The sequence below is a fragment of the Pseudoxanthomonas koreensis genome, assembly GCF_010093225.1.
Taxonomy (GTDB): domain Bacteria; phylum Pseudomonadota; class Gammaproteobacteria; order Xanthomonadales; family Xanthomonadaceae; genus Pseudoxanthomonas; species Pseudoxanthomonas koreensis.
Genome location: NZ_PDWM01000024.1, coordinates 1 through 14,043, shown reverse-complemented (window position 1 = coordinate 14,043; position 14,043 = coordinate 1). Strand labels below are relative to the sequence as shown.

Annotated in this window: 12 protein-coding genes; 8 read left to right on the top strand and 4 right to left on the bottom strand. The window is 65.1% G+C overall.

Going from position 1 to position 14,043, the window contains the following annotated elements:
* Positions 1-39: 39 nt before the first annotated feature.
* A complete protein-coding gene (locus CSC64_RS08745) occupies positions 40-564 on the top strand; it encodes a hypothetical protein (protein WP_162434938.1) in 525 nt (174 codons plus the stop codon).
* Positions 565-710: 146 nt separating this feature from the next.
* Entirely contained in the window at positions 711-3,071 is a 2,361-nt protein-coding gene (locus CSC64_RS08740; protein ID WP_162434937.1) for an LTA synthase family protein, read from the top strand.
* A gap of 179 nt (positions 3,072-3,250) precedes the next feature.
* Here the strand turns inward: CSC64_RS08740 and CSC64_RS08735 are convergent, their stop codons facing one another.
* Both CSC64_RS08735 and CSC64_RS08730 read right to left on the bottom strand, forming a co-directional pair.
* Positions 3,251-4,192 carry an electron transfer flavoprotein subunit alpha/FixB family protein gene (locus CSC64_RS08735; RefSeq protein WP_162434936.1) on the bottom strand — a complete coding sequence of 314 codons (942 nt, stop codon included), beginning with the start codon at positions 4,190-4,192 and terminating at the stop codon, positions 3,251-3,253.
* A gap of 106 nt (positions 4,193-4,298) precedes the next feature.
* Positions 4,299-5,045 carry an electron transfer flavoprotein subunit beta/FixA family protein gene (locus tag CSC64_RS08730; RefSeq protein WP_162434935.1) on the bottom strand — a complete coding sequence of 249 codons (747 nt, stop codon included), beginning with the start codon at positions 5,043-5,045 and terminating at the stop codon, positions 4,299-4,301.
* Between the two features lie 212 nt (positions 5,046-5,257).
* On the opposite strand from CSC64_RS08730, the gene rfbB reads away from it, so the two are divergent.
* The 6 genes from rfbB (at position 5,258) to CSC64_RS08700 (ending at position 10,188) form a co-directional block, all read left to right on the top strand.
* The gene (rfbB, locus tag CSC64_RS08725) at positions 5,258-6,313 is read left to right on the top strand and encodes a dTDP-glucose 4,6-dehydratase (protein ID WP_162434934.1); all 1,056 of its coding nucleotides are present in this window, start codon (positions 5,258-5,260) and stop codon (positions 6,311-6,313) included.
* A gap of 23 nt (positions 6,314-6,336) precedes the next feature.
* Complete coding sequence (gene rfbA / locus CSC64_RS08720; RefSeq protein ID WP_162434933.1) at positions 6,337-7,245, top strand: glucose-1-phosphate thymidylyltransferase RfbA; 909 nt, start codon at positions 6,337-6,339, stop codon at positions 7,243-7,245.
* Positions 7,242-7,799 carry a dTDP-4-dehydrorhamnose 3,5-epimerase gene (gene rfbC / locus CSC64_RS08715; RefSeq protein ID WP_162434932.1) on the top strand — a complete coding sequence of 186 codons (558 nt, stop codon included), beginning with the start codon at positions 7,242-7,244 and terminating at the stop codon, positions 7,797-7,799. The genes rfbA and rfbC overlap by 4 nt, the downstream gene beginning before the upstream one ends.
* Positions 7,796-8,719 carry a dTDP-4-dehydrorhamnose reductase gene (gene rfbD, locus CSC64_RS08710; protein ID WP_162434931.1) on the top strand — a complete coding sequence of 308 codons (924 nt, stop codon included), beginning with the start codon at positions 7,796-7,798 and terminating at the stop codon, positions 8,717-8,719. The genes rfbC and rfbD overlap by 4 nt, the downstream gene beginning before the upstream one ends.
* A gap of 129 nt (positions 8,720-8,848) precedes the next feature.
* Entirely contained in the window at positions 8,849-9,559 is a 711-nt protein-coding gene (locus CSC64_RS08705) for a CoA transferase subunit A (RefSeq protein WP_162434930.1), read from the top strand.
* Entirely contained in the window at positions 9,559-10,188 is a 630-nt protein-coding gene (locus CSC64_RS08700) for a CoA transferase subunit B (protein ID WP_162434929.1), read from the top strand. Before CSC64_RS08705 ends, CSC64_RS08700 begins: the two co-directional genes overlap by 1 nt.
* Positions 10,189-10,212: 24 nt before the next feature.
* On the opposite strand, the gene CSC64_RS08695 is transcribed toward CSC64_RS08700, so the two are convergent.
* Positions 10,213-12,282: a glycoside hydrolase family 99-like domain-containing protein gene (locus tag CSC64_RS08695; protein ID WP_162434928.1), complete on the bottom strand. Its 2,070-nt coding sequence runs from the start codon at positions 12,280-12,282 to the stop codon at positions 10,213-10,215.
* A gap of 56 nt (positions 12,283-12,338) precedes the next feature.
* Complete coding sequence (locus tag CSC64_RS08690; RefSeq protein ID WP_162434965.1) at positions 12,339-13,925, bottom strand: electron transfer flavoprotein-ubiquinone oxidoreductase; 1,587 nt, start codon at positions 13,923-13,925, stop codon at positions 12,339-12,341.
* Positions 13,926-14,043: the final 118 nt, after the last annotated feature.

The window sequence follows — 14,043 nt, the reverse complement described above, 5'->3', positions numbered from 1 at the left end:
GAGCCATCGTTGAAATGTTACTTTGAGACTGGGTTGACAATGCCTGATATGGAGGATTCTGTGGCTACTCATTCTGCCTGGAGGCTGATTGCCAAATTGACGGTGGCAGTCGGAATGCTTGGCCTCCTTGCTTCGTGCGGGGACGAAGAAGCGAAGGTTCCAGGTGCCGGGAATATTCCTTCGGGGGAGGGGACGAGTGCGCATCCTGCTCCTGCAGGCGGGTTCGCCAGTGAAGCGGTTTCGTTGCGTCGCGCGTATGTCGGGCCTGAATTGACCCCAAGCGGCGAGCTCAATGTGGCGGCGACTGAGTTCGAGGTATCCGATCAGATCTATCTTGGAGCGCTATTGGATTCGGTGGTTTCGACGCCGATTCAGGTGCGGTATGAAGTATTGAATGAGACGGGAAACGAGGTTGCGGCCGGGTCAGCAACGGCCTCGTCCATGGACCGGCTCGTCGTCAAACTTGAGCCGATCGATGGCAGCTTCCCTCCGGGAGATTACACCGCAAAAGTCGTGCTGAATGGTGTCCCCAGCTGGGAGGTCAGGTTCAGCGTTGTCCGCTGAATATTGATTTGATGGATATGGCAGGACGGTTCAGCTCAATGACTCTTGCGTTGAGGGCGTGCGTCGTAGCGTTGCCCGCGTTGGTTTCCATATTCCTTGCGCTTCTTTGGGGTGGGTATCCAGCGCTATTCGTGCTGGGTAGCGTCTTGTCGATCTATTTCACCTCCTGGGCGCTACTGCTCGCGGGAGAGAGCGGTGGGAGATGGGTCGCGCTTGCGACGACGCCCGTCCTCGTTGTCGTCCTTTTGGTGATAGCGGCCGAGGCTGGTGGCTATTACATACAGGGGGAGAGCTTTAGCGAAGGGTTCTTCAATCACATCCTGCTTCCCGGAGGCCATCGAGGCGCTATCGCATACCCGGGTGAGTTGGCTCTGGCGCTGTTTACACTGTGTCTGGTGCTGCTGCTGCATCTCCTGGCATTACGCCTGCGCCCCGTCACAGGATGGTCCCGCCGTCGCGTGGCATTTTCCGCATTTGTTCTTTTGTGCATCGGTCTTTCCCTGTCGCCCTTGCCCAGGTTCGTCCAGGGGTATCTGAAATTCAGGGAATTGGTCGTGGGCACAGGAAGTACTTCATCGAGCGCGTTCGTCCGGCCCGAGGTTGCCAAGGAGCAATTGATCTCTGCGGCAGGAAAGAACGTGGTAATCCTGTACCTCGAGTCATTCGACAGCATTTATCTCGACAACGATGTCTTTTCGGATTTGACGCCGAACCTGTCCAGATATGCGCGCGAAAACATGCTTTTCACGGGCATGCGGGATTATCCCGGGATCGGATTCACGATGGCTGGGATCTTCTCGAGCCAATGCGGCATTCCGTTCTCCATCGGTCGCGGCAAGCGCGTTGACGACATCAGCAACAACATCACTCGTTCCCAGTACGCTCCGTCGCACGTGTGCTTGGGCGATGTACTTCGTTCATCTGGATACAAGCAGGCGTTCCTTGGTGGAGCGGACGCTAAATTTGCCGGAAAATCGAATTTCTTCTCGTTGCACGGCTATGACGAAATATATGGTTTGTCGGATTGGCAGAAGAGCGGAGAAGACTCTGGAAACACGAATCAGTGGGGCCTGTTCGACGACAAGCTTTTCGACCTCGCAGCTTCAAAATACGAGGAGCTTGCATCGGGATCAGATCCATTCAATCTGACAGTCCTTACGCTGGACACGCATGGTCCGGGAGGTATCGCCTCGCCGTCATGTCCTTCTTATCCCGGGAGCGAAAACAGCATTTTACAGGCGGTGCATTGTACGGATGCACTGGTTGGGGCATTTATCGACCGGATCAGCAAGAACCCGAAGTTCAAGGATACGGTTCTTGTGGTGATGGGAGATCATGCCTCCATGCGGAACGAGGCCCATGATCTCCATCCAGATGACTACGTTCGGACGCCGGTCTTCATGATCGTCAATTCCGGTCAGGCGGGGGAACATGCGGCAGAGTTCTATCACATGGATATAGCCCCGACTTTGCTTTCACTGATGGGGGTGGAGTCGAATGCGCAATTCGTGGCCGGATGGGTTCAGGCTGACCCGAGTCAACGCAACGGCCCGGCACTTGGTGGAAGCACCAGCGAACGCATCGTGCTTGCAGACATGCTGTATGGAGAGCAGCCAGACGTTCAGCTGTGCGGCGGCGACGAGATGTTGTCATGGGCGTCGGATGGACGGATAGAGATCGGGGGGCAGCGTGTCTCGCTTCGAGAGAATGGATACCCCATCGCATCCATGCCTGAAGGTGCGTCGGCGATTGCGATCCTGTTCCGCAAGATGGTGACGTATACCGTTGCCGACCCCAATCCTGTAGTTCCCCAACTCAACGATGGCGAGATCGCCTTTGTGATCAGGAGCCAAGGTGATGAAGGGGCTGGTCGATACACTGTGGTTGCGCATAACCGGCATGGTGGGACCGTGAAACTGGCAGACGGCATCGATTCGCTCAAGTCCCTGTCTTTGCTCAGCAAGCAATGCGAGGCGATCGAGAGGGCCATGCGCACGACCAGGGGCGATCTGGACAAGAGTGGCGATATTTCCGTGGTCGCCGACGTCTCGATGCTTCCCCTCTCGGCCGCCGGGCCTTTCCGGATATCGGAGAGCGCACCAAAGGACTGGTTCATTGCCGGCTGGAGTGAGCCAACTGCAGGTGGGGTATGGGCTGTCGGGCAGGAATCCAGATTGACATTCGCAGCGCCAAGCGAAGCATGCGGGCGCAATGTGGCGAAGTTCAAGATGACTCCTTATGTATCGGCGGCGCGGCCGGGGCTTCGCGTTTTGGTCTATCCGCTCGGACAGCCGGAGAAGGCGGCCTCTGCCAGGTTCGAGTACGCGAAGCCTGCAGCAGCCACCGTTGCCGTAGACGTGGATGGCGAGCTTGATGAAGCGGGGAACTGCTTGATGAAATTCGTTTTCCAATCGGAGAGAGACGTGGATGATTCCAAGGAGGAAGCGCCGGCAGATGCCTGGCCGATCATGTTTTCACTGGAATCGATTAACGTCATGCCACAATGAGAGCGGGCGCCGGGACGATACCCAGGCAATATTGGATGGCTCTTTTGCTAGTAGCCGCGTGAGCTTCCCGGGCAACACGTACAGGTGATGTGTTGCACGAGCAGCTGGAGCAGATGGATATCGTTACCTGAGTAAGACCGAAGACCGAAGACAGCGAAGAACGACGACGGCTGGCTCACTTAGCCGAGCTGTGCCTCCAGCTCCGGCAATAGTGCGAACAGGTCGCCGACCAGTCCGATGTCGGCCACCTCGAAGATCGGCGCTTCGGCATCCTTGTTGATCGCCACAATCGTGCCGGCATCCTTGATCCCGGTCAGGTGCTGGATCGCACCGGAGATGCCGATGGCCACGTACAGCTCCGGAGCGATGATCTTGCCAGTCTGGCCGACCTGCATCTCGTTGGGGCAGTAGCCGGCATCGACCGCCGCGCGCGAGGCGCCCACCGCCGCGCCGAGCTTGTCGGCCAGCGAGTAGACGATGCGGAAGTTCTCCTCCGAACCGACCCCGCGGCCACCGGACACCACCCGGCGTGCGCTCTGCAGGTCGGGACGGTCGGACTTGCCTGCGGCCAGGCCCAGATGGCGGGTGTGCGCGGGCAGCGCGGCGTCGACCGATACGGCCTCCACGGCGGCGCTGCCGCCGCTGGCCGCTTCCGGCCACGAGGCGGTGCGCACGGTGGCGACCACCGGGCTTCCGGCCGGGGTCTCGACCGTGACGATGGCGTTGCCGGCGTAGATCGGCCGCTTGAAGGTGTGGCTGCCCTCGACCGCCATCAGGTCCGAGACCTGGTTCACGCCCAGCAGCGCGGCCACCACCGGCATCAGGTCCTTGCCGAAGGTGGTCGAGGGGCCGAACACGTGGCTGTAGCCGTCGGCCAGTTGCGCGACCTGCGGGCCGAGCACCTGGGCGATGGCATGGGCATTGGCCGGATTGGCCACGGTGAGCACGCGGGCCACGCCGGCGATCTGCGCGGCTTCGGCAGCCACGGCGGCCGGATCGGCGGCCAGCACCACGATGTCGATGGAGGCCGGCGACAGCGCCTGCGCGGCGCTGACGGTGCGGGCGGTGGCGGCGTTGAGCTTGCCGTCCAGGTGTTCGGCGATGACGAGGACTTTGGACATGTCGGGGTTCCTTGTTCCGTCGTTCCCGCGTAGGCGGGAACCCAGTGTCTTTGGTTGGGTGCGACGAAAGTCGCTGGGCTCCCGTCTGCACGGGAGCGACGAGCGGTCAGAGCAGGCCCTTGGCCTTCAACGCGGCCACCAGTTCGGCCGCATCCTTGACCATCACCCCCTTGCTGCGCTTGGCCGGTGGGGCGTAGCCGGTGGTCTTCAGTTCCGGACCGGCCTCCACCCCCAGCTCGACCAGCGGGATCGTCTCCAGCGGCTTGCTCTTGGCCTTCATGATGTCGGGCAGCTTGATGAAGCGCGGCTCGTTCAGGCGCAGGTCGGTGGTGACCACGGCGGGCAGGTCGACTTCCAGGGTCTCCAGGCCGGCATCGATCTCGCGGGTCACGGTGGCCTTGCCGTCGGCAATTTCGAGTTTTGAAGCGAAGGTCGCCTGCGGTCGGCCCCACAGGGTGGCCAGCATCTGCCCGGTCTGGTTGGCGTCGTCGTCGATGGCCTGCTTGCCCAGGATCACCAGGTCCGGCTGCTCCTTCTCGACCAGCTTGAGCAGGGTGCGGGCGGCGGCCAGCGGCTGCACCGGCTGGTCGGTGACCACGTGGAGGGCGCGGTTGGCGCCCATGGCCAGGCCGTTGCGCAGGTGCGCCTGGGCGTCGGCCGGGGCGATCGTGGCGACCACCACTTCGGTGGCGATGCCCGCATCGCGCAGGCGCAGGGCCTGTTCCAGGGCGATCTCGTCGAACGGGTTGGGCGAGAGCTTCACGCCCTCGGTGACCACGCCGGAACCGTCCGGCTTGACCTGGATGCGGACATTGAAGTCCACCACGCGCTTGTAGGCGACGAGGATCTTCATCGTTGTACGGAGTCCTTCGTGGGTGCGGGGGCGGCCCGGTCGCTGCAGGGCGCCGGGGCGGATCCCGATTCTAACGGGCCAGGGGCTTCCATGCGATCCGGTATGGGTTGCCGCAGCCCTGTCTTCAGGCCCGTGCCGGACTTGGCCGGGCGGGAACCGGTATCCTTGGCGGCCTGTGATGTGTCGTGCTGCGTACGGACTGGAGTTTTTGCTTGGCAACCTGGCTTGTGACCGGCGGCGCCGGCTTCATTGGCGGCAATTTCGTGCTGGAGGCCGTCGCCCGTGGCGTCCGGGTGGTCAATCTGGACGCCCTGACCTATGCGGGCAATCTGGACACCCTGGCCTCGCTGAAGGGCAACCCGGACCACGTGTTCGTGCACGGCGACATCGGCGACCGCGCGTTGGTAGCGCGATTGCTGGCCGAACACCGTCCCGACGCGGTGCTCAATTTCGCCGCCGAGAGCCACGTGGACCGCTCGATCGACGGTCCGGCCGCCTTCGTCCAGACCAACGTGGTCGGCACCCTGAGCCTGCTGGAAGCGGTGCGCGATTACTGGAAGGGCCTGGAGGTCGAGGCCAAGGACGCTTTCCGCTTGCTGCACGTGTCCACCGACGAGGTCTACGGCACCTTGGGCGAGACCGGCCAGTTCACCGAGACCACGCCCTATGCGCCCAATTCCCCGTATTCGGCATCGAAGGCCGCCTCCGATCACCTGGTCCGTGCCTTCCACCACACCTACGGGCTGCCGGTGCTGACCACCAACTGTTCCAACAACTACGGGCCATACCACTTTCCCGAGAAGCTGATCCCGCTGGTGATCGCCAAGGCGCTGGCCGGCGAGCCGTTGCCGGTCTATGGCGATGGCAGGCAGGTGCGCGACTGGCTGTTCGTGGCCGACCACTGCGAGGCGATCCGCACCGTGCTGGCCAAGGGCAGGGTGGGCGAGACCTACAACGTGGGCGGCAACTCGGAGAAGCAGAACATCGAGGTGGTGCGGGCGATCTGCGCGCTGTTGGACCAGCGTCGCCCGCGGGAAGACGGCCAGCCGCGCGAAAGCCAGATCACGTATGTCGCCGATCGTCCCGGCCACGACCGCCGTTATGCGATCGATGCCTCCAAGCTGAAGGACGAGCTGGGCTGGGAGCCGAAGTACACCTTCGAGCAGGGCATCGCCTTCACCATCGACTGGTACCTGGACAACCAGGACTGGGTGAAGCGGGTGCTCGACGGCAGCTACCGATTGGAGCGGATCGGGGGCGTGGCATGAGCCGGCCATTGGAGAATCCGCACATGGATGTGCGGGCTGTTGCGAGGGACTCGCGCAAAGGCATCATTTTGGCTGGAGGTTCCGGCACCCGGCTGTATCCGATCACCAAGGGCGTCAGCAAGCAGCTGCTGCCGGTCTATGACAAGCCGATGATCTATTACCCGCTCAGCGTGCTGATGCTGGCGGGGATCCGCGAGGTGCTGATCATCAATACCCCACACGAGCAGGCGATGTTCCAGAACCTGCTGGGCGATGGCTCGCAATGGGGCATGGACATCCGTTACGCGGTGCAACCCAGCCCGGACGGCCTGGCCCAGGCCTACCTGATCGGTCGCGATTTCGTCGCCGGCCAGCCTAGTTGCCTGGTGCTGGGCGACAACATCTTCCATGGTCATGGCCTGACCGACACGCTCAAGCGCGCCGACGCGCGTGATGCGGGCGCCACCGTGTTCGGTTATTGGGTCAACGATCCGGAGCGCTACGGTGTGGCCGAGTTCGACGTTGCCGGCCGCGTGGTGGGGCTCGAGGAAAAGCCGGCGCAGCCGCGCTCGAACTACGCGGTTACCGGCCTGTACTTTTACGATGGTAAAGCCAGCGATTACGCGGCCGAGCTCAAGCCTTCACCGCGTGGCGAGCTGGAGATCACCGATCTCAACAAGTGCTACCTCGATGATGATGCGCTGTACCTTGAGCAACTCGGCCGCGGTTTCGCCTGGCTGGATACCGGTACCCACCAGTCGCTGCACGAGGCGGCCAATTTCATCCAGACCATCCAGGACCGGCAGGGCTTGCAGGTCAGTTGCCCCGAGGAAATCGCCTACGGTAACGGTTGGATCGATGCGGGACAGTTGGAGAAGCTGGCCACGCCGCTGGCGAAGAATGGGTATGGCCAGTATCTGCTGACACTGTTGAAGCGAGGGATCGTGCGTTGAAGATCATCGAAACGTCCCTGCCGGGCTGCGTGGTGTTGGAGCCGGCCGTATTCGGCGATGAGCGCGGCGTGTTCTTCGAGACCTGGAACGCGGAGCGCTTCGGCGAGCATGGCCTGCCGACGAAGTTCGTGCAGAGCAATGTTTCCACTTCGGTCAAGGGCGTGCTGCGTGGCCTGCACTACCAGTGGCCTCGCCCGCAAGGCAAGCTGGTCGGCGTACTGGAGGGTGAGGTCTACGATGTGGCGGTGGACATCCGTCGCGGCTCACCGACTTTCGGTCGCTGGGAGGCGGTCGTACTCAGTGCGGAGAACCGGCGCCAATTCTGGATCCCGGAAGGTTTCGCCCACGGGTTTCTGACGTTGTCCGAGCACGTGGTCTTCAGCTATCTGTGCACCGACGTCTATGTGAGGGAAGCCGATGCCGGCGTGCGCTGGAACGACGGAGACATCGGCGTGGACTGGCCGATTTCCGATCCGGTGCTCTCGGGCAAGGACGGGAAGGCGCCGTTCCTGGCCGATGTCGCTCCAGACAGGTTGCCGGTCTACACGCCATGACCCGGTTGCTGGTGGTTGGCGCCAACGGACAGGTCGGCCGTGAGTTGCGGCGCAGTCTGGCCCCGTTGGGAGAAGCGATTGCCGCCACCCGCGACGGCAAGTCCGGTGACGGCGACACCTGTACGGTGGCCGATCTGACCGATCCCCAGGCACTGGTCCATCTGGTCCACGACATCGCACCGTCAGCGGTGATCAACGCGGCCGCCTACACCGCAGTGGACAAGGCCGAGAGCGAGCGCGAAGTCGCCCTCCAGGTCAATGCCGAGGCGCCGGGTGCGATGGCGCGCGCCTGTGCCGAACTGGGCATTCCCTTCGTCCATTATTCGACCGACTACGTGTTCGACGGGCAGGGCACGCGCCCGTACCGGGAAGACGATGCGGTCGCGCCGCTGGGCGTGTACGGGGCCAGCAAGCTGGCCGGCGAGCAGGCGGTGCGTGCCGCCGGTGGACGACATTTCATCTTTCGCACCGCCTGGGTCTATGCCGCTCATGGCCACAACTTCCTGCGCACGATGTTGCGCCTGGGTGCCGAGCGGGACGAACTGCGCGTGGTCGCCGACCAGACCGGCACGCCCACATCAGCCGCACTCATCGCCGATGTCACCGCCACGGTGCTGTCGAAGGCGTTGGCCGGTAATACCCCTGCGGCCGGCACCTGGCACCTGGTAGCCGATGGTCAGACCACTTGGCACGGTTTCGCCGAGGCGATTTTCGCCGAGGCTGCGGCCACTGGCCTATTGCCGCGCGTGCCACGGGTGTTGCCGATCGGCACGGCCGACTATGCTACTCCGGCGAAACGGCCGGCTTACTCGTGCCTGGATACTTCGCGCCTGCGTCACGACTTCGGAATCGGTCTCCCTGCCTGGGAACAGGGGCTGGCCGGGGTTATCGCTGACCTGGCCGCGCAGCAGGCAACATGACCCACTCCCTTCCGCCCTTGGGGAAACCAGGCGGATTCTGGCGGCACGTGGCCCATTGCCCGAAGGTACGTACCTGCCCGTGCCCTGGGCCGGTAGAATCAGCGACTTGGGCCATCTGAGAGGGCAGGCATGACTGCTTCCAAACTGTATCCGGACGCCAGGTCCGCACTCGCCGACCTGGTCGCCGACGGCCAGACCCTGGCGGTGGGCGGCTTCGGCCTGTGCGGCATCCCCGAGGCGCTGATCGCCGCGCTGCGCGACTCCGGCGTCAAGGCCCTGACCGCGATCTCCAACAACGCCGGCGTCGACGGCTTCGGCCTGGGCCAGCTGCTGACCACCCGCCAGATCCGCAAGATGATTTCTTCCTACGTGGGCGAGAACAAGGAGTTCGAGCGCCAGTACCTGGGCGGCGAACTGGAGCTGGAGTTCAACCCGCAGGGCACCCTGGCCGAGCGCCTGCGTGCCGGCGGCGCAGGCATCCCCGCGTTCTTCACCGCCACCGGCTACGGCACGGTGGTGGCCGAGGGCAAGGAGACCCGCGAGTTCGACGGCAAGCACTACGTGCTGGAGACCGCGCTGGTGGCCGATGTGTCGCTGGTCAAGGCATGGAAGGCCGACAAGGCCGGCAACCTGGTGTTCCGCAAGACCGCGCGCAACTTCAACCCGGCCTGCGCGATGGCCGGCAAGGTGTGCGTGGCCGAGGTCGAGGAAGTGGTCGAGGTCGGTACCTTCGACCCGGACCAGGTGCACCTGCCCGGCATCTACGTCGACCGCATCGTGCTCAACCCGACTCCCGAGAAGCGCATCGAACAGCGCACCGTCCGTCAGGAGAACAAGTGATGGCCTGGACCCGCGACGAGATGGCGCAACGCGCCGCCCGCGAGCTGACCGATGGCGCCTACGTGAACCTGGGCATCGGCCTGCCGACCCTGGTGGCCAACCACATTCCCGAAGGCGTGGACGTGTGGCTGCAGTCGGAGAACGGCCTGCTCGGCATCGGCCCGTTCCCGGCCGAGGACGAGGTCGACGCCGACCTGATCAACGCCGGCAAGCAGACCGTGACCGCGCGCGAAGGCGCCAGCTACTTCGGCAGCCACGACTCGTTCGCCATGATCCGCGGCGGCCACATCGACCTGGCGATCCTGGGTGCGATGCAGGTCACCGACAAGGGCGACCTGGCCAACTGGATGGTGCCCGGCAAGATGGTCAAGGGCATGGGCGGGGCGATGGACCTGGTCGCAGGAGTCAAGCGCGTGGTCGTGCTGATGGAGCACACCGCCAAGAGCGGCGAGCACAAGATCCTGCCCGAATGCACTCTGCCGCTGACCGGCGTAGGCGTGGTCGACCGGATCATCACCGAGCTGGCGGTGTTCGACGTGACCGACGGCGGCCTGACCTTGGTCGAAGCCGCGCCGGGCGTGGGCATCGACGAGCTGAAGGAAAAGACCGGAGTGCCGTTCGCGGCCTGACCGGGTCCGGCCCGGCCGTGCGGTTCAACCGCGGTCGGCGTAGGGATAGCGACGGTCGGCGCCGGGTCGGCCGTCGAGTTCGGCGGTGGTGATGGTGCGGTAGCCGGCATTGTCGGCGGCGAGCACGAACATGCGCTCCAGCGCGTGGGCGAAGGTGCCGTCCACCTGGCCCTGCTCCGGCTCGAACTCCCAGTCGTCCAGGTGCGCGTCCAGCAACGGGCGCAGCGCCTCCAGCCGCGCCCAGAACATGCTGCCGGCGATGAAGCGGTCGCGGTCGGTTTGCGGCTGCCCGATCCCGGTCCGGGTGGCCAGGTAGCGCACGTTGTCTTCGTTGGCGCCCCAGTAATAGTGCATCGGCTGCACGTGGCCCTCGGGTGCGAGCAGGCCCAGGGTCGGATCGTTGGCGAAGGCGGCGGCCAGGTCTGCGGCACGTCCCTGCGGAAGCAGCAGATCGAGCAGTTCGCGCCGCCAGGTCTCGCCGTCGCGGCGATGCAGCGACTGCTTGGTGTGCAGCTTCAGCACGATGCTTTCGCCTTCATCCAGCAGGTGCGAGGCCAGATGCAGGAACGGCAGGATGTCGCGGCCGCGGTTCTCGCACTCGACCACTTCGCCGTGGACGCCATGCTGCTGCAACACCGCGCGCACTGCGGCCACCTTGTCCGGCGAGGTCGTCGCCAGCAACCTGAATTCCTGCCCGCTGTCGCGCATGGCCGCCAGGATTTCCCCGAGCACCTCCGGATACCACGCATGCACCACCAGGCATGGCCGGGCGACGGGTACGGGCGACGCGTCCGGATCCCGCAGCGCGTCGCGGGTGGCCTGCAGCCAGGCATGTCCCAGCCGCGCATCGGGCTCCAGCACCGCGCCTTCGGCCCATTCGTTCCAGGCGTTGACGAACACCAGACGGTCGCTGGCCGGCGCCTGCGCCAGCCGCTGGTGAACGGTGTCGCGCAGCCAATCGCGGTAGCGGCGCGGCGATGCATGCAGGTAAACGCGACCCAGGCCGGGGCGGCGCGGCTCGTTGTCCCAGCCGCAGTCGACGCCGGGGAACAGGCGGTAGTCCGGCAGCGGCCGTTGTCTGTAGTCGTCGGCCAGCATCCGCCAGTCGAGCACGCTGCCGCGAAAGTCCTTGTTGAGCAGTTGTTGTTCGCCGGTGATGTCGGCCGGAGCGCCCATGTTCGGTGGAAACTCCACTGCCGCATCGAAGCCGATGCCGCGTGGATCGGGCCGTTCGAAGCCCTGCACATAGGCCAGGACGATCTCGCCGACCCCGTTCTCGTGGCACCAGTGGCGCCATCGCAAGGCGGTGGCTTTGGCATCCGGCAGCAGGCCAGGGCGATAGACCAGCAGCAACGGCTTGCCGTCCACGCGCAGGTAGCGCGGGTCGCGCAGGTAGCGGGCGACGTGGGCGATGAAGGCCAGATCGTCGCCGGCATCGTGCCGCTGGCCGATCAGGATGTCCTGCTCGCGCCCGTCCCAGCGCCGCGACCAGTTCTCGTTGGCCCAGCACAGGCACAACGGCATGTCGATCGTGGGATCGGCGAGCCACTGTTCCAGCGGCGATTCCAGCAGGGTCTTGCCGCCGAACCAATAGAAGTAGAAGCAGAACGCGCCGATGCCGTATTCGCGCGCCAGTCGTGCCTGCTCGCGCATCGTGTCCGGATTGCGCAGGTCGTACCAGCCCAGATCGGCGGGCAGTCGCGGCTGGGCATGGCCCTCGAACTGGGGCAGGGCGCGGGCGACGTTGCGCCATTCGGTGAAGCCCTTGCCCCACCAGGCGTCGTTCTCGGGGATGGGGTGGAACTGCGGCAGATAGAACGCCACCAGGGTGGCGGGCAGCGGCGAGGGCAGCGCTTCACGGCGCCAGGGGACGTGGCCGATCGCGGGCTGGTCCGCGCGCATGCGCGCGCGCCGGGTCGATGCGTGTGTGCCGACCTGGCCGCGCACGGGCGCCGGCTGCAGGTCGGGGAAACGGCCCAGGAACCGCTGCCGCCAGCGGTCGCGCGTGCCCTCGCTCAGCGGCAACAGGCGGAAGCCGAAGCGCAGGCCGTCGAACAGCGCGTTGCGGAACCGCTCGCCCATCGGCACGCTCATCCGGTCGCGGCTTTCACGGGGGCAGGTCTCACAAGGCTCGCCTCACAGGTCATGCCTCACAGGTTCTGGTAATTCGGCCCCGAACCACCCTCCGGCGTCACCCAGGTGATGATCTCGTACGGGTCCTTGATGTCGCAGGTCTTGCAGTGCACGCAGTTGGCGGCGTTGATCTGCAGGCGGCGGCCCGCGTCGTCCTCGACCATCTCGTACACGCCGGCCGGGCAGAAGCGGGTGCAGGGGTTGGCGTACTCGGCGGTGCAGCGGTCCACGCAGATCGAGGTGTCGGCCACCTTCAGGTGCACCGGCTGGTCCTCGTCGTGCTCGGTGGCGGCGAAGTACACGCCCTGCAGGCGGTCGCGCGGGGCCAGGCTGCGCTCGACGTAGTCGCGCTTGGGTTGCTCGTGCGCGCCGACCTTGTCCAGCGAGGACCAGTCCGCGCGCATTTTCAGGGTCCACGGCGAGGCGCCCTTGAGCAGGGTTTCCCAGGCGGCGTTGGCCAGGCCGAACCACAGGCCCTTCTTGAAGCCGGGTTTGACGTTGCGCACCTGCTTCAGCTCGGCCACCGCGGCCGAGTCGCGCAGCTTGGCGTCGAAGCCGGCCGGGTCCAGCGCGTTGCCGGCCAGGTGCTCGGCGGCGAGCATGCCGCTGCGGATCGCCTGGTGGGTGCCCTTGATCTTGGGCACGTTGAGCAGGCCGGCGGTGTCGCCGATCAGCAGCGCGCCGGGCATCTCGACCTTGGGCAGCGACTGGAAACCGCCAGTGACAATGGCGCGCGCGCCGGCCGAGAGGATGCTGCCGCCTTCCAGCAGCGGCTTTACCGTCGGATGGTTCTTCCATTGCTGGAAGGCCTCCCACGGCTTGTACTCCGGATCGCGGTAGTCCAGGCCGCTGACATAGCCCAGCGCGACCTGGTCGTCGTCCAGGTGGTAGAGGAAGCTGCCGCCGTAGGTGTGGCTGTCGGCTGGCCAGCCGAGGCTGTGCACGATCTTGCCGGGCGTGGTCCGCCCCGGCGGCAACTGCCACAGCTCCTTGATCCCGATCGAGTAGGCCTGCGGGTCGCTGTCGGCGTCCAGGGCGAAGCGCTTGACCAGGCGCTTGGTCAGGTGGCCGCGCGCGCCTTCGGCCAGCACGGTGGTTTTCGCCTTGATGTCGATGCCAGCGGTGTAACCGGGCTTGTGCGTGCCGTCGCGGGCCACGCCCATGTCGCCGATGCGTACGCCCAGCACGGTGCCGTCGTCGGCATGCAGGGTCTCGGCGGCGGCGAAGCCGGGGTAGATCTCCACGCCCAGCGCTTCGGCCTGCGGTGCCAGCCAAGCGCACATCGCGCCGAGGGAGACGATGAAGTTGCCGTGGTTGCGCATGCCTGGCGGCACCACCGGGAACTTCCAGCCGCCATCCTTCGACAGCATCCAGAACTCGTCCTCGCCGGCGGGCACGCACACCGGAGGCGGGTTGTCGCGCCAGCCGGGGAGCAGCGCGTCCAGCGGGCCGGGCTCGATCACCGCACCGGAGAGGATGTGCGCGCCGATGGCGCTGGCCTTTTCGATCACGCAGACCGAGACGGCCGGATCGAGCTGCTTGAGGCGGATGGCGAAGGCCAGGCCGGCCGGGCCGGCACCGACGACGACCACGTCGTACTCCATCACGTCGCGCTCGCCGGACTGTCTCTTCTCCACATCTCCGAGCCCAGGAGACCCTTGGGCAGAGCGTATGCCGTCTACTGCTTGAAGACATACAAACACCAGGAAATGGGGCTGCGCG

Bases quoted from the DNA above. Each gene is read 5' to 3' on its own strand.
- CSC64_RS08735 (WP_162434936.1), bottom strand. From the start codon at position 4,192: ATGTCCAAAGTCCTCGTCATCGCCGAACACCTGGACGGCAAGCTCAAC.
- rfbD (WP_162434931.1), top strand. From the start codon at position 7,796: ATGACCCGGTTGCTGGTGGTTGGCGCCAACGGACAGGTCGGCCGTGAG.
- CSC64_RS08730 (WP_162434935.1), bottom strand. From the start codon at position 5,045: ATGAAGATCCTCGTCGCCTACAAGCGCGTGGTGGACTTCAATGTCCGC.
- CSC64_RS08745 (WP_162434938.1), top strand. From the start codon at position 40: ATGCCTGATATGGAGGATTCTGTGGCTACTCATTCTGCCTGGAGGCTG.
- CSC64_RS08690 (WP_162434965.1), bottom strand. From the start codon at position 13,925: ATGGAGTACGACGTGGTCGTCGTCGGTGCCGGCCCGGCCGGCCTGGCC.
- CSC64_RS08705 (WP_162434930.1), top strand. From the start codon at position 8,849: ATGACTGCTTCCAAACTGTATCCGGACGCCAGGTCCGCACTCGCCGAC.
- rfbA (WP_162434933.1), top strand. From the start codon at position 6,337: ATGGATGTGCGGGCTGTTGCGAGGGACTCGCGCAAAGGCATCATTTTG.
- CSC64_RS08695 (WP_162434928.1), bottom strand. From the start codon at position 12,282: ATGAGCGTGCCGATGGGCGAGCGGTTCCGCAACGCGCTGTTCGACGGC.
- CSC64_RS08700 (WP_162434929.1), top strand. From the start codon at position 9,559: ATGGCCTGGACCCGCGACGAGATGGCGCAACGCGCCGCCCGCGAGCTG.